Source organism: Paractinoplanes abujensis, assembly GCF_014204895.1.
GTDB lineage: Bacteria > Actinomycetota > Actinomycetes > Mycobacteriales > Micromonosporaceae > Actinoplanes > Actinoplanes abujensis.
Window position 1 is genome coordinate 676703 of record NZ_JACHMF010000001.1, and the last position, 16397, is coordinate 693099.

Here is a 16397-nt window from a genome sequence, read left to right on the forward strand (position 1 = left end):
GGGCGGTCAGCCTATTTGTCCGACGAGGGCGCGGAGGGCGAAGAACCGGAGGACGAAGGAGCGGCAACCGCGCCGGATGGGCGGCGGGCCGAACGCGCATAGGCCAGCATCGCCACGATCAGCGCCAGCACGCCCGCGACCAGCCCGGCGATCCCGAACACGTCGGTGCCGTCCGAGTCCTCCGCGGGGGCGGGCTCGGCCACGGCCGTGGCCACCGGGGCCGCGGCGGCCGCGTCGCCGCCCTCGGCGCCGGCCGCGGTCAGCTTGAGCACGGGGGCGGGCGACTCGGGCTCGGTGCCGTCGGTCGACGGCTCGTCGATCCACCGCACGACCGTGTTGTCGGAGTAGGTCTGCAACGCCTTGAAGATCATGTCGCCCGACTCGGGCAGCGGGCCCAGCGAGACGTCGAACTCCTGGAACTGACCCGGCTTGATCTCCGAGCCCGCCTTGGCCGTCCACGTGATCTTGGAGACGGCCTCGGTGATCTGCGCGCCGTGCGCCTCGAGCGGCTTGTCGAGCCGGCCGATCGTGGTGGCGACGTCCCACCCGGTCAGCGGCTTGACCGAGACCGAGGCCACCGGCTTGTCGGCGGGCAGGTTGATCTCGACCTTGGTCGTCGACTCCTTGTCGGACTCGTTGGGCACCCGGAAGGTGACCTTGGAATACCCACCGGCCGTCGCGGTTCCGGGGTTCACCGTGACGTGAGCGGCGGCGGGGGAGGCCAGCGCGAGGGTGAACCCGAGGACGGTGGCGCCCACCAGAGCCGAGCGCTTGAACAGGGACATCCTTGTCGAACCTTCCGTGGGGGGAATACCGGCGTACGGCATTGGTCGCTCCCGGCCGCGGATTAGTTCCCGGCGAATTTCTCATGCAGAGCCGGCAGCCGTACGTCGACCCGCAGCCCCGGAGACGCATCACTCAACGTCACGATACCTCCGTGCCGGCGGACCAGTTCGCGCACGATCGCCAGCCCCAGCCCGGAGCCGCCGGCGTCCCGCGCCCGCGCATCGTCGAGCCTGGTGAAGCGGTCGAAGACGCGTTCCCGGTCGGCCTGCGGGATGCCCGGGCCGTCGTCGGTCACGGTGATCAGCCGGTACGTGCCGTTCTCACTCACCGTCGCCTGCACGCTCGATGTGGCGTGCCGGACGGCGTTGTCCAGGAGGTTGGCCACCACCCGGCCCAGCGCGTCGGGCTCGCCGGTCACCTCCATGGGCGCCGGCGGCCGCACGTAGGTCACCGCCGGATAGCGGTCGGCCACGTCGCCGACCAGCGCGCCCAGGTCGACCGAGCGGAACGGCGCCGCGACGGCCCGGCCGCCCCCGTCGTCCGCGCGGGCCAGCAGCAGCAGGTCGTCGACGAGCCGGCTGAGCCGGTCCACGTCGGTCAGCAGGTCGCCGGTGAGCGCAGCCCAGTCGGTGTCGGGCAGGCGCTGGGCCACCTCGAGCTCGGTTCGCATGTTGGTCAGCGGGCTGCGCAGCTCGTGCGCGGCGTCGGCCACGAACGCGCGCTGGCGCACCCGGGCCGATTCGAGCCGGGACAGCATGCCGTTGAGCGTGACCGCCAGCCGGTGGATCTCGTCGCGCGACTCCGGCACCGGCAACCGCCCGGCCCGGGTGCCGCCGGTGATCTCCTCGGCCCCGGCCCGCAGCGCGTCGACCGGGTGCAGCGCGGCCCCCAGGGCCCGCCACAGCACGATCGCCAGCAGCGCGATGATCAGCGGGAACGTGACCAGCAGGGCCAGCCGGAGGATGTGCACGCCCTGCCGCAGGTCGTTGGTCGAGCGCGCGACCAGCACCCGCTGCGGGTCGGTGGGCGGCCCGGCGGTCAGCATCACCACGCGGGCGTCGCCCGGCAGGCCGATCCGGCTGCCCGGGATGTCGCGCACCTCACCGTCGCGCAGCCCGTTCAGCTCGTCGTCGTGCAGCATCGGCACCAGCCGGTCGGCGCCCGCCGAGATCGCCAGCACCCGGCCCCGGGCGTCGATGACCTGCACCTGCATGGCCGGGTTGGCCTCGATGCGCTGGCTCAGCGACTTCTGGTCGATGAGGTTGACCACACCGCGCGCAGTCTCCTGCGTCTCGGTGCTGATCGCCCGCAGCAGCGCGAAGTTGAGCACGCCGATCAGCAGCACGCCGCCCGCGGCCAGGCCGACGGTCAGCGCCAGCACGGAGACGAGCACGAGCCGGGCCCGCAGGCTGAGCTCGCGGGGGCGCCGCATCTAGCGCGCCGCCAGCCGGTAACCCGCACCGCGTACGGTCTCGAGCCGCTCACGTCCGATCTTGCGGCGCAGGTAGCCCACGTAGACCTCGACCGCGTTGGGGGCCGTCTCGATCGCCGCGTCCCACACGTGGTCGAGCAGCTCGATCTTGCTGACCACCTCGCCGGGCCGGCGGATCAGGTATTCGAGCAGGGCGAACTCGCGGGCCGTGAGCGTCACCTCCGCGCCGGCCACCATGACCCGCCGTTCGGCCGGGTCGAGCTCGACGTCGCCGTGCCGCATCACGACGGGGCGTTCGTGCACCCCGCGCCGCAGCAGCGCCCGGAGCCGGGCCAGCAGCACCACGTACGAGAAAGGTTTGGTCAGATAGTCGTCGGCCCCGCAGTCCAGACCGTCGGCCTGGTCGTACTCGCCGTCCTTGGCCGACAGCATCAGCACGGGCACCCAGTTCTGCTCGGCCCGCAGCTGCCGCACCACCCGATAACCGCTCAGCCTGGGCAGCATCACGTCCAGGATCATGGCGTCGTAGCCGCCGTGCCGGGCCAGTTCAAGCCCGTCCTGGCCGTCGCCCGACACATCGACCGCGAAGCCCTCGGCCTGCAGTCCGCGCTGCAACGCGGCCGCAAGCCGCGCTTCGTCCTCCACCACCAGCAACCGCACCTCATTACCTTTGCATGCGGGGGGCAACCCTTAGGGGCGGCTCTCAGCCCGGTCACAGGGGTGATGACGCACTCTGGTGACAGATCAACGGGAGGTGGACATCGTGTCCGTGTTCAGGTCAAGGTCGGCACTTCGGTGGCTCGTGCCGTCGGCCGCAGCCGTCGTCGTCATCGGCGGCGGCGCGGCGGCGGGGACGATCATCGCCAGCGCCGACCCCGCGCTGCCCGAGCGCAGCGCCGCGCAACTCCTCGTCGACCTGCAGAACGCCAAGGTCGACGGGCTCAGCGGCACCATCGTGCAGAGCTCCGATCTGGGGCTGCCCCAGATCGCCGGGCTCACCGACGACGCGTCGAGCCAGCTGGGCCTGGCCAGCCTCGTCGCCGGCAGCAACACCGCACGGGTCTGGTACGCCGGTGAGGACAAGGCCCGGATCGCGCTGCTGGGCACCCAGGGCGAGACCGACGTCATCCGCAACGGCCCGGATGTGTGGTTCTGGCAGTCGCAGGAGAGCGCGGCCACGCACCTCAAGGTGCCGGCGGGCGCGGAGCGCAAGAAGCCGGAAGCCCTGCCGTCCGGCATCCCGTCCTCGCCGCAGGAGGCCGCGGACGCGGCGCTGGCGGCGATCGACGACACCACCGCGGTGACGACGACCGGCGCGGCCAAGGTGGCCGACCGCGACGCGTACGAGCTGGTGCTCAGCCCCAAGGCGCAGCAGTCGCTGATCGGTCAGGTGCGCCTGGCCGTCGACGCCGAGAAGCACATCCCGCTGCGTGTCGACGTGTACGCGAAGAACGCCACCAGCCCGGCCTTCCGGGTGGCGTTCCAGCAGATCAGCTTTGACACGCCCGACGCACAGCAGTTCGTGTTCAACCCGCCGCCGGGCACCAAGGTGACCGAGGCGAACTCCGGCCAGATCGAGAAGGACATCGAGAAGTCGGCGCAGAAGCACACGCCCGCCGAGGTCGAAAAGGCCAAGGGCGAGGGTGTGAAGGTGATCGGCGAGGGCTGGGCGTCAGTGGTGACGGCCACGCTGCCGAAGACCGACGCCGCCGACGGTGAGAAGCCGGCACAGGTCGAGGGTCTGCTCGGCGCGCTGCCGGAGGCGAGCGGCTCGTGGGGCAAGGGCCGGATCTTCGCCGGCTCGCTGTTCAGCGTGCTGCTGACCGACGACGGCCGGGTCTTCGCGGGCGCCGTCGCCCCGGAGACGCTGTACGAGGCGGCCGCCAAGAAGTAACCGGTCTCCAATAGTTCTAGAACTCTCCCCGGCATCTGTGCAACACTGCCGAGGAGAGTTCTAGAACTTTGGAGGCGCGATGCCCACCCTGATGACGGAACCGGCCGCCGGTCGCTTCGGCGGCTTCGGCGGCCGGTTCGTCCCCGAATCGCTCGTCCCGGCCTGCGACGCGCTGGCCGCGGCCTTCTCCGGCGCGTGGGCCGACCCCGCGTTCCGGGCCGAGCTGAACGACCTGCTTGCCGTCTACGCCGGCCGTCCGACGCCGCTCACCCCGGCCCGCAACCTCTCCGCCGCCCTCGGCGTCGAGCTGCTGCTCAAGCGGGAAGACCTGGCACACACCGGCTCCCACAAAATCAACAACGTGCTCGGGCAGACGCTGCTGGCCCGCCGGATGGGCAAACGCCGGATCCTGGCCGAGACCGGCGCCGGGCAGCACGGGGTCGCCGCGGCCACCGCCGCCGCCCTGCTCGGGCTCGAGGCCACGATCTTCATGGGCGAGCGGGACATCGAGCGTCAGCAGCTCAACGTCCTGCGGATGAGCACGCTGGGCGCCACGGTGGTTCCGGTCACGACGGGCAGCCGTACGTTGAAGGACGCCACCAACGAGGCGATGCGCGCGTGGGTCGCCGATGTGGACGACGCGCACTTCCTGCTCGGCTCGGTGGGCGGCCCCCACCCGTACCCGTGGATGGTGCGGGAACTGCAGCGCGTCATCGGCGACGAGGCGAGAAGCCAGAGCCCGTACGTGCCCGACGTCGTGGTGGCGTGCGTCGGCGGCGGCTCCAACGCGGCCGGGACGTTCGCCGGTTTCGTGGACACCGCGGCCCGGCTGGTCGGCGTGGAGGCGGCGGGCGGTGCGGCGATGTCCTCGGGCCGGGCCGGGGTGGTGCACGGCGCCCGTTCGATGGTGCTGCAGGACGCGGACGGCCAGGTCGCCGAGGCCGAGTCGATCGCCGCGGGCCTCGACTACCCCGGCATCGGACCCGAGCACGCGCATCTCGGCGCGACCGGGCGAGCGGAATACCACTCGGTCAAGGACGACGAGGTGGTGGCGGCCGTACGGCGGCTGGCCCGCGCCGAGGGCATCATCTGCGCCCTCGAATCGGCGCACGCGGTGGCGTGGGTGCTGCGCGAGGCGGGCGGCCCGCTGCTGCCCACGGGGTCGCGGGTGCTTCTTACTCTCTCGGGCCGCGGCGACAAAGACATGGCAACGCTGGGAGCCGTGGCATGACTGAGCGCACCGGAGTCAGCGAAGCGTCCGTAGGGCCAGGAGGGCATGCCCCGATGCCCAGCATGAACGACTGCACCGGAGTCAGCGAAGCGTCCGTAGGGCCAGGAGGGCATGCCCTGATACACAGCATGACGAAGCTGCTGGTTCCCTACTTGACCGCGGGTGTGACCGAGAACTGGATCGACTACCTGCTCGCGATGCAGGCGGCCGGGGCGGACGCGGTGGAGATCGGGCTGCCGTTCTCCGATCCGATGCTCGACGGCGCCACCATCCAGCAGGCCTCCGACCGGGCGCTCGCGCGTGGTGTCACGATCGACGCGATCCTGGCCGAGATCAAAGGCGCTCCCGTACGGGTTCCGCTGATCGCTTTCACGTACGCGAACCTGGTCTTCCGGCCCGGCGCCGAGCAGTTCTGCCGCCGGCTGGCCGAGGCCGGGTTCCGCGGGCTGATCGTGCCCGACCTGCCGCTCGACGAAGCCGCCGAGGTCGCCCGCGCGGCCGAGGCGGCCGGGATCGAACTCACCCTGCTGGTGGCCCCGGTGACCAGTGACGAGCGGCTGGCCGAGATCGTGGCCCGCAGCCGCGGCTATGTCTACGCGGTGAGCCGGATGGGCACCACCGGCGAACGCGACGCGCTGGCTTCCACCGCGGCCACCCTGGCGGCCCGGATCAAGGCGGCCCAGGCGGCCCTGGTGGCACCGGAGGAGGCGCTGCCGGTGCTGGTCGGCTTCGGGGTGTCCGGGCCCGAGCAGGCCGTGGAGGCGGGACGCGCCGGGGACGGTGTCGTGATCGGCTCGGCCCTGATGCGTAGGGTTCTCGACGGGGCCACGCCGGCCGACCTGGAAGCCGAGGTCACGGCGGTGCGCGCCGCCCTCGACCGCGCCGACCAGGAGGCCACCGCTGACCACGCCTCGCACGCCCAAATATCAGGTCATCGCGGCTGACCTGGGCGCCAAGATCCGCGGCGGGGAACTGCCGCCCGGCTCGGCCCTGCCCCCGCAGAAGGAGCTGAGCGGCCACTACGGCGTCACCCTGGCCACGCTGCGGCAAGCTTTGCAACAACTGGAGGCCGACGGGCTGCTCTCCCAGCAGCCGGGCCGGGGCACCTTCGTCGCCGAGCCGCGCGCCGCCTACCGCCTCGACTCGCTGCGCGGTTTCGCCGAGGATCTGCGCGCCCAGGGCCACCTGGTCACCACGCAGATCCTCGGGCAGGCGGTGGGCGCCCCACCGGCCTGGGCGGCCGCGCACCTGGGGGAGAGGCCGCCCGCCGTCCGCCTCGAACGGCTGCGGCTGCTGGCCGGACGCCCCGCCGTGCACCAGGTGTCGTGGATCCGCGGTTCCGCGCTGGCCGAGGCCGACCTCAGCGCCACCTCGCTCTATCAGGCGCTGGCCGAGCGGGGCGTGGTCGTGCAACGGGCCAGCGAGGCCGTCCGCCCGGGCGCCCTCGACCAGGCCACGGCCGCGCTGCTGCGGCAGCCCGCGGGCACCGCGGCGTTCCTCTCCGAGCGCATCACCTACGGCCTGGACGACCGCGCCCTGGTGGCCGACCGGGCCACGATCCTGGGCACGATGATGGAGATCCGCACCGAGCGCGCGATCACCGGCCTCACGGTGAGCTGGGCTCAGCTCGCGTAGCGCTTCTCGGCGCGGGCTCGGGCCTTGATCGCCTCCACCTCGCGGTTCTTGGGCGGGGCGGTGGTGACCAGTTCGGCCAGCAGCTCGGCGGTGGCGGCGGCCACGGCGGCCACCGCGCGGTCGAACGCGGCCTGGTTGGCCTGCGACGGCTTCGTGCTGCCGGCCACCTTGCGCACGTATTGCAGGGCGGCCGCGTGGATCTCGTCACCCGTGGCGGGCGGCTCGAAATTGTGCAGCTGGTGGATGTTGCGGCACACGGCAGGACCTCCGGACGACGAGGAACGGGCAACCTCCGTCAAGCTACGCCACCCGTACGACGAAATACGATTGGTGCATGGCGCACTGGTACGAGTCCTCCATCGATCGGCAGCTGCGTGAGGCGACCGAGCGCGGCGAGTTCGACAACCTGCCCGGCCTGGGCAAGCCGCTGCGCGGTCACGGCGAGGAGTACGAGGACGACTGGTGGGTCAAGGACTGGCTGGAGCGTGAGGGCGCGACGGCCGGGATGATCCCGCCCACACTGGCCCTGCGCCGCGAGACCGAGGATCTGGAGGCCAAGGTCGACCGGCTGCGCGGCGAGCGTGAGGTGCGCGACTACGTCGACGACCTCAACGAGCGGATCCACCAGGCCACGGTCGGGCGCATGGACGGTCCGCCGGTCATTCTGCGCAAGCTCAACGTCGAGAAGGTGGTCGAGGGCTGGCGGGCCCGGCGCTGAGGCCGCGGGACCCAGCTGCTTCCCAGCCGGCGGTGTTACCGCTGGACGGATGAGTGCCAGGAGAAACATGGCCGGCGTGCTGGTGCTGGTGGCAGTGCTGGCCGGCGTGACCGCGATCCCGGTCGGCGCCGTGCTTGCGGCCGGCGCCCGCTGGGAGGCCCGGCAGCGCGCGGAGTTACCGGCGCAGCTGCTCGACCCGCCCACGGCCCAGCTGACCCGCGTCTACGCGAACGACGGGAAGACGCTGATCACCACGTTCTACGACGAGGACCGGCAGGACGTCGCGCTGGACCGGATCGCCCCGGTGATGCGCAACGCGATCGTCGCCGCCGAGGACACCCGGTTCTACGAGCACGGCGGGGTCGACCTCAAAGGCCTGGCCCGCGCGTTCGTCTCGGACGCGCGTCGCGGCGCCGCCGAGCAGGGCGCGTCCACGCTTACCATGCAGCTGGTGCGCAACGTGCTCAAGAAGGATCCGACGCTGACGGCGGCCGAGCGCGCCGCGGCCACCGAGGACTCGGCGGGCCGCAAGCTGCGCGAGATCCAGTACGCGGTCGCGCTCGAGTCGCGCCTGAGCAAGCAGCAGATCCTGCGCAACTACCTGAACATCGTGTACTTCGGCGACGGTTCGTACGGGATCGAGGCCGCGGCCCGCCACATCTTCGGGGTCGCCCCGGCCCGGCTCGACCTCGCGCAGTCCGCCTTGATCGCCGGGATCGTGCAGTCGCCCGACGCCGACAACCCGATCGGCGGCGACCGGGCCAAGGCCAAGGAGCGCCAGGCGTACGTGCTCGGCGCCATGCGCAAGGCCGGCCTGATCACGCAGGCCCAGCACGACGCGGCCGTACGGGAGAAACTGACGTTCTCGGGGCAGGCTCAACCCAACGGCTGCGTCGAGGCCGCCGGCGGCTCGGGGTTCTTCTGCGACTACTTCGAGCGCTGGTGGGACACCCAGGCCTCGTTCGGCGCCACGAAGGCGCAGCGGGAGAACGCGTTGCGGCGCGGCGGCTACACGATCGTCACCACGCTCGACGCCGGGGTGCAGAGGGCCGCGGCCGAGCAGTCGCGGAAGGTGTACGCCCTCGACAGCCGGAAGACCCTGCCGATCGCGGTCGTGCAGCCCGGCACGGGCAAGGTGCTCGCGCTGGCCGTCAACCGGGAGTACGGCACCGGCCCGTCGCTCACCCGGACGGTGAACCCGCTGATCAGCGGGGGTGGCAGCGTCCACGGGTATCCGTCCGGCTCGACCTTCAAGCTGTTCACGATGCTGGCCGCGCTCGAAGCCGGGATGCCGCTGAACACCGGCTACGACTCGCCGTCGAAGCTGGTCACGCCATGGCCCGACGCCGGACCGGGTAGCTGCGACGGCAGGTACTGCCCCGGCAACGCCAACCCGGCCTGGATGGACGGCTACCGGACGATGTGGACGGCGTTCGGCCGCTCGGTCAACACGTATTTCGTGCACCTGGAGGAGCAGGTCGGCCCGGCCGCCGCGGTCGCGATGGCCAAGCGGCTCGGCATCAGCTTCAGCGCCCCGGCCGACGCGGAACTGGCCGCCGAGGGCGCGGACTCGTGGGGCTCGTTCACCCTCGGGGTCGTCGACACCACGCCGCTCGAGTTGGCCTCGGCGTACGCGACCCTGGCGGCCGACGGCGAATACTGCGCGCCGCGCCCGGTCGGGTCGATCACCGGCCCCGACGGCGCCGCGGTGACCCTGCCCAGCACGTGCACCCGGGTGCTCGATCCCGGCATCGCCCGCGCGGCCACCGACGCCGCCCGCTGCCCGGTGGGTCAGCAGAGCGCGTTCGGTCAGTGCGACGGCGGCACCGCGACCGCCGCCGGCGACATCTTCGGGCGCGGTGACCTGGCCGGCAAGACCGGCAGCACCGAGGACAACCGCACCGAGACCTTCGTCGGTTTCACCCCGGCGGTGGCCGCCGCGGGCATCGCCAACGACCCGGCCGACCCGTCCGACCGGGTCGGCAGCGCGGTCGAGGCGCGCGTGGTGGCGGCGGTGGCCCGGACACTGCGGGTAGCGGCCGGCAACGCCGGGTCCGCGACGTTCACACCGCCGAGCGGCCGATCGGCGTACGGCGGGTGATTTACTCAGTATCGGGGGGTTTGCTGCCGACATTAACCCTGTGACCGCCGCCCACGAGCAGCGACGCCTGGCCGCTCTGCACGAGTACGAGCTGCTCGACACGCCCGCGGGTGACGAACTGGAGGCAGTGGTACGGGTGGCGGCGCTGGTGGCCGGTGTGCCCAACGCGACGCTCAACCTGATCGACGAGAACCGGCAGTGCCAGCTCACCACGCACGGGTTCGAGGGCGCCGACTCCGCCCGTTCGGACTCGATGTGCGCGGTGCGGTTCGAGTCGGGCGACGTCACGTATCTGCCCGACGCCGGCCTCGACGCGGCGTACGCGTTCAACCCCTGGGTCACCGGCATGCTCGGTCACGTCCGGTTCTACTTCTCGGCGCCGCTGGTCACCCCGCAGGGCTACGCGCTGGGCTCGCTCTGCGTCTTCCACACCGAGCGCCACGAGCTGACCGCCGGGCAGATCGACCGCCTCAAGGATCTGGCCCAGGTGATCCTGGCCCTGTTCGAGCGTCGCCGGCAGGCCCGCGCCAACGAGGCCCTGGCCGCCGAGGTGCGCGAGCAGCACGATCAGCTCGAGGTCGCGATCGCCGAGCTGCGGCGCTCCAACCATGAGCTGGAGCAGTTCGCCGGTGTGGTCAGCCACGATCTGGCCGCCCCGCTGACGGTCGTCAACGGCTACCTGGAGCTGATCGAGGAGCGCGTCGCCCGCGACGATCCGGAGTCGGCCCGCTGGGTCGCTGCCTCGACCCGGGCTGTGGGCCGGATGCAGCGCCTGATCACCTCGCTGCTCACTTATGCCCGGGCCGGGCAGGCGCCCTGCCGCCCCGAGCCGGTCAAACTGGGCGAGCTGGCCGACCAGGCCCTCAACGACCTGCGCGGCACCATCTCGGACGCGACCGTGACGGTGCCGGCGGACCTGCCGGTGATCGAGGCCGACCCCACCCTGATCCGCCAGCTGCTGCAGAACCTGCTGGGCAACGCGCTCAAGTACCGCCGCAAGGACCGGCCTTGCCGCGTCGAGGTCGGGGCGCGCCGCGACGGCGAGCAGTGGCGGATCTCGGTGGCCGACAACGGGGTGGGCATCCCCAAGGCCCAGCGCGAGCGCGTCTTCGAGATGTTCACTCAGGTCGACCCGGCGTCCGGCCAGGGCCACGGCGTGGGGCTGTCGACCTGTCACCGGATCGTCGAGCGGCACGGCGGGCACATCGTCGCCGCCGAGACGCCGGGCGGCGGCACCACAGTGGTCTTCACGCTGCCGATGCGGCATCCGGTGCCGGTGTCATGATCGAACGGTTCGCGGTCACGAGGCTGAAGTACCGGGTGGCCGGCGGGTTCGCCGTCCTGCTCACGCTTTTCCTCGCCCTGATCGTCGCGCATTTCGTGGTGAGCGAACGGGAACGCGAACAGCACGAGGCGCACGCGGCCCGGATCGACGTGTTCCGCGACACCAATCGCGCGGTGCTGCAGTACATGACCGACGCCGAGACCGGTGTCCGCGGTTTCCAGCTGACCGGCGACACGGCGTATCTTGCGCCCTACACCAGCGGGCGGGCCGGCGCCTTCAGCGCGATGCAGCGGCTGGCCGAGGACCCGCTCGACGCCGAGACCGCGCGGTTGCTGGCGGTCGAGCGCGAGTCCGCCGAGGGCTGGCTCTTCGGCTACGCCATCCCGATCGTCAACGCCGGGGTGGCCGACACCGACGCCGAGCGGGCGGCCCGCGGCAAGGACCTGTTCGACCGGCTCCGCACGGCCAACGCCGACCTCTTCGCCGCGGTCGAGAACTTCGAGCGCCGCGTCGGCGACCGTGAACGCGCCGCCGCCACGTACTCCACCCTGCTCTTCGCCGGCCTGGCCGCGCTGGTCGTGGCGGCCGGGTTCGGGCTCGCGCTGCTGCACCAGCGGCACCTGCTCGTCCCGCTCGAGCACATCCGGCTCACCCTGCGCCGGCTGGCCGACGGCGACCTGTCCGCCCGGGTCACTCCGGCCGGGCCGGGCGAGCTGCGCGCCGTCGCCGGCACCCTCAACGACCTGGCCGCCCGCACCGAGCAGCTGATCAGTGCCGAGCAGGCCCGGGTGGCCCGCAGCGAGCTGCGCCAGGCCGTCACCGTGCAGCTGCAGGAGGACGGCGATCCGCTGGACATGGCGGAGCGGATCGCCGAGATGATCGGCACCACCCTCGGCGCCGAGGCGGTGCACAGCCGGATCACCATTCAGGCCGGCGTCCCGATCGAGACCACGTGGCCGCGGGACGCCGAGCCGCTCGACCCGTCGATCGCCGAGCAGGTCCGATCGTGCGCGCCCGGCGGCTCGCTGCGGCCCGCGGGGCTGCCCGGCGGGCTGGTCATCCCGCTCAGCGGCGACGCGGGCTGCCCGCCCGGGCTGATCTGCCTGGTCCGCCCGGCCCGGCCGGCCTGGTCGGAGGAGGAGCGGCGGCTGCTGATCGGGCTCGCCCGCGAGATCGACCACGCCGCCCACCAGGAACGGCTGCGGCTGCGGCAGGCCCGCCTGATCAACGAGTTGCGGGTGCTCGACGAGCAGAAGGACGTCTTCGTGGCCACCGTCACCCACGAGCTGCGGACGCCGCTGACCAGCATCCTGGGTTACAGCGAGATGCTCGTGGAGGACGAGGAGCATGCGCTCGGCCTGTCGCTGGTGCAGAAGCGCGGGGTCGAGGCGATCCTGCGCAACGCGCACCGGCTCGAGGCCACGGTGGCCGACCTGCTGCTGCTCGACCGCTCCAACGAGCGGATCGGCGACGCCGAAGCCGGGCCGGTCGACCTGGCCCGCCTGGTCGGCGAGGTGCACGGCACGCTGGGCACCGCCGTCCGGGCCAAGGACCTCGAGTGCGAGCTGAGCACCGAGCCGGCCTGGGTGCGCGGCGACTCGGTGCAGCTGGAACGGGCCGTGCGCAACCTGCTCGACAACGCCGTCAAGTTCACCGCGCCCGGCGGGCACCTGGAGTGCCGGCTCGCCTGCGCCGGCGACCGCGCGGTGATCACCGTGACCGACACCGGCATCGGCATCCCGGCCGACGACGTGCCCGGGCTGTTCACCCCGTTCCACCGGGCGGCCAACGCGATGGATCAGGCAGTGCAGGGCAACGGGCTGGGCCTGGCCATCGTGCGCAACATCGTCAACGACCACGGCGGCACCGTCACCGCCCACTCGGAGCTGGGCCGGGGGAGCACTTTCACGATGGCTCTGCCCCGGATGGCCGAAGTGCCGCCCAGATCCGGTCGCGGGTGAACGGCAGCTCGGTCAGCCGGACCCCGGTGGCGTCGCGCACCGCGTTGGCCAGCGCCGGGGCCACCGGGTTGAACGGGCTCTCGCTCATCGACTTCGCACCCAGCGGCCCGATCGCGTCGTCGGTGTCGGCGAACAACACCTCCGTCCGCGGCACGTCGGCGAACGTGGGCAGGTGATACTGCCGGAACCCGGTCGTGGTGACCTGCCCGTCCGGCCCGATGTCGACGTGCTCGGCCAGCGCCGCCCCGAGCGCCTGGGCCACCCCGCCCTCGATCTGCCCGCGGCACTGCAGCGGGTTCATCACCGTGCCCGCGTCGGCGCTGTGCACGCTGCGCAGGATCCGCAGCTCGCCGGTGTCGGGGTCGACCGCGACGCGGAACCACTGCGCGTTGAACGCCACCGATCGCGGGCTGCCGCCCCAGTGCCCCCCGGCGCTCAGCGGCTCCGCGGCCCGCGCGGCCAGCTCCTGGAGCAGGCCCTCGGTCAGCTCCGCGCCACCGGAGGCGGCCCGCAGCAACGAGTGCAGGCCGCGGGCCGCGTGCAGCACCGCCTGGCCCGCCACCACCACCCCGGTCGACGCGAAGGCCCCGGTGTCGTGCCGCACCACGTCGGTGTCGGACTGCCGTACGGTGATCCGGTCCGCCGTCGTGCCCAGCGCGTCCGCGGCGATCTGGGCGTGCACGGTCGTGCTGCCGTTGCCGAACTCCGCGGTGCCGACCGCGATCTCGAACCGGCCGTCGGGCCGCAGCGTGGCGGTCGCGTCGGCGTAGTGCCCACCCGGTGGCCCGGCCGCGATCATCGTGACCGCCATGCCGTCCCCGGTCAGCCACCCCGGCGGCGCCGGTTCCGCCGGGCCTGCCGCGGCCTCGCGCAGGTGACCCAGGCACTGATCCAGCCCGTACGAGGCGATGGTCAGGTCGTCCGCGTGGTCGCCGGGCGCGGTCAGGTGGTCGCCCTCGCGCACGATGTTGCGTTCCCGCAGCGTGATCGGGTCGATGCCGAGCCGCCGGGCCAGCTCGTCGAGCGCCGACTCCACCGCGAACGACACCTGGCCCAGCCCGTACCCCCGGAACGCCCCGGCCGGAACCGTGTTCGTGTAGACGCAGCGGGCGTCGGTGCGCATGTCGGGGCAGCGGTAGACGGCAACCGACTCGTGGCAGCCGTGGAACATCACGGCCGGTCCGTGGTTGCCGTACGCCCCGGTGTCCGCCACCACCCCGAGCTGAAGCGCGGTGAGGGTGCCGTCGGCGCGCGCGCCCACCTTGACGGTGACCGTGAACGGATGCCGGGTGGTGGCCGACGTGAACTGCTCGGCCCGCGTGTACTCGTGCCGCACCGGCTTCCGTAAACGCAGCACGGCCAGCGCCACCAGGTCCTCGACCAGCATCTCCTGCTTGCCGCCGAACCCGCCGCCGACCCGGCCCGCGACCACCCGCACCCGATCCTCGGGCAGGTCGTACAGCTTGGCCAGGGCGCGCCGGGTCAGGAACGGCGTCTGCGTGCTGGTGCGTACGACGAGCCGGCCGTCGTCGTCGAGCCACCCGACCGCGCCGTGCGTCTCCAGGCTCGCGTGCTGCACCCGCGGGGTGCGGAAGGTCTCCTCGTAGACCACGTCGGCCGCGGCGAACCCGGCCTCCGGATCGCCCAGGTCCGCGTGCAGTTCGGCCACGATGTTGCGCTCGGCTCCGGCGTGCAGTTGCGGAGCGCCCTCGGCCATGGCCTCCTCCGGGGTGAGCACGGCCGGCCGCACCTCGTAGTCGACGACGAGCGCGCGCACGCCCGCCTCGGCGGCGGCCTCGCTGGTGGCGACGACCGCGGCCACCCGCTGCCCGGCGAAGCGCACCACGTCGTCGAGCACCCGGGTGTCCCAGGGATCCTCGGACGCGTGCTCGTGCTGCGCGGTGGAGAACCGGGCGGCGGGCGCGTCGGCGTGGGTCAGCACCAGCTCGACGCCCGGCACGGCCAGCGCGCCCGCGGTGTGCACGGCGAGGATCCGCGCGTGCGGGTGCGGCGAGCGCAGCACCTTGAGATGTCGTACGTCCGGCACGTCCAGGTCGAACGTGTAGCGGGCGGTGCCGGTGACCACCTGCGGTCCGGCCGGGGCGCCCAGATTGGCGCCGACCGACTGCCCCGCCACCGGCTCGGCCACGGTGACCACCCCGGCCACCGCGTCGGCGATCGCACGATAACCCGTACAGCGGCAAAGGTTGCCCTTGAGGGCCCGGGGCAGATCGGCCCGCTGGTCGTCGGTGAGGGCCGCGGTCGTCATGATCAGGCCGGCGGTGCAGAACCCGCACTGGAACCCCTGCGCGTCGAGGAACCGCTGCTGCACCGGGTGCAGGTCGCCGCCGCGGGCCAGCCCCTCGATCGTGGTGACGCTGCGCCCGGCCGCCCGGAACGCGGGATAGACACAGGAGTGCACGGGCCGGCCGTCCACGTGCACCGTGCAGGCGCCGCAGTCCCCGGTGTCACATCCCTTCTTGACCCCGTACGCCCCCTCCTCGCGCAGATAGGTGCGCAGGCACTGACCGGGGCGGGGCGGCCGGTCGTGCTCGGTCCCGTCGATCCTCATGCCAGCTCCGCCCGGATCTGCTCGGCGTAGAGCCGGGTCAGGTGCCGGCGCCACGCGGGCGACCCGTGCACGTCGTCGACGTACGCGTCCGCCTCGATGCGCTCGGTCAGCGCCACCGACACCAGCTCGGCCGGCGGCGGCTCGGAGAACCGCAGCACGTACGGCCGTTTGGTCGCCGCGGTGACGGTCAGCGTCGTCGCGCCGTCGGCGTCGCGCCGCCCGATCACGAGCACCCCCGAGCGGCCGTGGGCATGCAAAGAGCCTTGCCGGTACGCCGTGACGGCACTCAGCGACGAGGCCGGCAGCATCATCGAGCGCAGCAACTCGCCCTCGCGCAGCACGGTCCTCTCCTCGCCCGTGACGAACTCGGCCACCGGCACCGTGCGCTCGCCCGCCGGGCCCTGCAGCAGCACCGTGCCGTCGAGGGCGGCCCCGAGCGCGATCATCGGCCCGGCCGGCAGCGCGGCGCACAGGTTGCCGCCCACCGTCGCCACGTTCCAGATCTTGAAGGAGGCCAGGAACGCGTGGCAGCACCGCTCGGCGATGTCGTAACCGCTGGCCGCCAGCTCGGCGATCGTGCAGGTGGCGGCGACTTCGACCCCGTCGGGGCGCACGGTCAGCGCGGGCCAGCCGGCGGTGGTCAGATCGAGCAGCCGGGTGATCTGCGGACGGGGTTCGCCGAACAGCGACGTGCCGCCGCCCAGCCACGCGTCACCCGGGCGCCACTGGCCCACATGAGCTGGGCTGATCACTTCGGCCACGGTGTTGAGGTCCACGTTCGT

General features: G+C 72.6%; 14 protein-coding genes. 8 read left to right on the forward strand and 6 right to left on the reverse strand.

The window, feature by feature from the left end:
- Nucleotides 1-11: 11 nt before the first annotated feature.
- From BKA14_RS02600 to BKA14_RS02610, 3 genes are all read right to left on the reverse strand, one after another.
- On the reverse strand, nucleotides 12-785 hold the full coding sequence (locus BKA14_RS02600; protein WP_184949334.1) for a YcnI family copper-binding membrane protein: 774 nt from the start codon (nucleotides 783-785) through the stop codon (nucleotides 12-14).
- A gap of 62 nt (nucleotides 786-847) precedes the next feature.
- Complete coding sequence (locus tag BKA14_RS02605; RefSeq protein ID WP_184949335.1) at nucleotides 848-2218, reverse strand: ATP-binding protein; 1371 nt, start codon at nucleotides 2216-2218, stop codon at nucleotides 848-850.
- On the reverse strand, nucleotides 2219-2878 hold the full coding sequence (locus BKA14_RS02610; RefSeq protein ID WP_184949336.1) for a response regulator transcription factor: 660 nt from the start codon (nucleotides 2876-2878) through the stop codon (nucleotides 2219-2221).
- 103 nt (nucleotides 2879-2981) lie between these two features.
- On the opposite strand from BKA14_RS02610, the gene BKA14_RS02615 reads away from it, so the two are divergent.
- From BKA14_RS02615 to BKA14_RS02630, 4 genes are all read left to right on the forward strand, one after another.
- Nucleotides 2982-4112 (forward strand): LolA family protein, encoded by a 1131-nt coding sequence (locus BKA14_RS02615; RefSeq protein WP_184949337.1) that lies wholly within the window; start codon nucleotides 2982-2984, stop codon nucleotides 4110-4112.
- A 79-nt stretch (nucleotides 4113-4191) separates the two neighbouring features.
- Nucleotides 4192-5343: a tryptophan synthase subunit beta gene (trpB, locus tag BKA14_RS02620; protein ID WP_203722346.1), complete on the forward strand. Its 1152-nt coding sequence runs from the start codon at nucleotides 4192-4194 to the stop codon at nucleotides 5341-5343.
- Between the two features lie 128 nt (nucleotides 5344-5471).
- Nucleotides 5472-6287 carry a tryptophan synthase subunit alpha gene (gene trpA / locus BKA14_RS02625; RefSeq protein WP_184949338.1) on the forward strand — a complete coding sequence of 272 codons (816 nt, stop codon included), beginning with the start codon at nucleotides 5472-5474 and terminating at the stop codon, nucleotides 6285-6287.
- 28 nt (nucleotides 6288-6315) lie between these two features.
- The gene (locus tag BKA14_RS02630; RefSeq protein ID WP_239092959.1) at nucleotides 6316-6978 is read left to right on the forward strand and encodes a GntR family transcriptional regulator; all 663 of its coding nucleotides are present in this window, start codon (nucleotides 6316-6318) and stop codon (nucleotides 6976-6978) included.
- Here BKA14_RS02630 and BKA14_RS02635 read toward each other — a convergent pair.
- Complete coding sequence (locus BKA14_RS02635; RefSeq protein WP_184949339.1) at nucleotides 6966-7235, reverse strand: DUF2277 domain-containing protein; 270 nt, start codon at nucleotides 7233-7235, stop codon at nucleotides 6966-6968. The two genes, BKA14_RS02630 and BKA14_RS02635, sit on opposite strands and share 13 nt — an antisense overlap.
- A gap of 77 nt (nucleotides 7236-7312) precedes the next feature.
- On the opposite strand from BKA14_RS02635, the gene BKA14_RS02640 reads away from it, so the two are divergent.
- Genes BKA14_RS02640 through BKA14_RS02655 form a run of 4 tightly spaced genes read left to right on the forward strand, consistent with a single transcriptional unit; the run spans nucleotide 7313 to nucleotide 13043 of the window.
- Nucleotides 7313-7696, forward strand: coding sequence for a DnaJ family domain-containing protein (locus tag BKA14_RS02640; RefSeq protein WP_184949340.1), 384 nt, complete (start codon nucleotides 7313-7315; stop codon nucleotides 7694-7696).
- 49 nt (nucleotides 7697-7745) lie between these two features.
- Nucleotides 7746-9797 (forward strand): transglycosylase domain-containing protein, encoded by a 2052-nt coding sequence (locus BKA14_RS02645; RefSeq protein ID WP_184949341.1) that lies wholly within the window; start codon nucleotides 7746-7748, stop codon nucleotides 9795-9797.
- Nucleotides 9798-9837: 40 nt separating this feature from the next.
- The gene (locus BKA14_RS02650; protein WP_184949342.1) at nucleotides 9838-11082 is read left to right on the forward strand and encodes a sensor histidine kinase; all 1245 of its coding nucleotides are present in this window, start codon (nucleotides 9838-9840) and stop codon (nucleotides 11080-11082) included.
- Nucleotides 11079-13043: an ATP-binding protein gene (locus BKA14_RS02655; RefSeq protein ID WP_184949343.1), complete on the forward strand. Its 1965-nt coding sequence runs from the start codon at nucleotides 11079-11081 to the stop codon at nucleotides 13041-13043. Before BKA14_RS02650 ends, BKA14_RS02655 begins: the two co-directional genes overlap by 4 nt.
- Here BKA14_RS02655 and BKA14_RS02660 read toward each other — a convergent pair.
- Nucleotides 12988-15615, reverse strand: coding sequence for a molybdopterin-dependent oxidoreductase (locus BKA14_RS02660; RefSeq protein WP_184949344.1), 2628 nt, complete (start codon nucleotides 15613-15615; stop codon nucleotides 12988-12990). The two genes, BKA14_RS02655 and BKA14_RS02660, sit on opposite strands and share 56 nt — an antisense overlap.
- Nucleotides 15612-16391, reverse strand: a complete 780-nt coding sequence (locus BKA14_RS02665) for an FAD binding domain-containing protein (RefSeq protein WP_184949345.1) — start codon at nucleotides 16389-16391, stop codon at nucleotides 15612-15614. The genes BKA14_RS02660 and BKA14_RS02665 overlap by 4 nt, the downstream gene beginning before the upstream one ends.
- Nucleotides 16392-16397 lie beyond the last annotated feature (6 nt).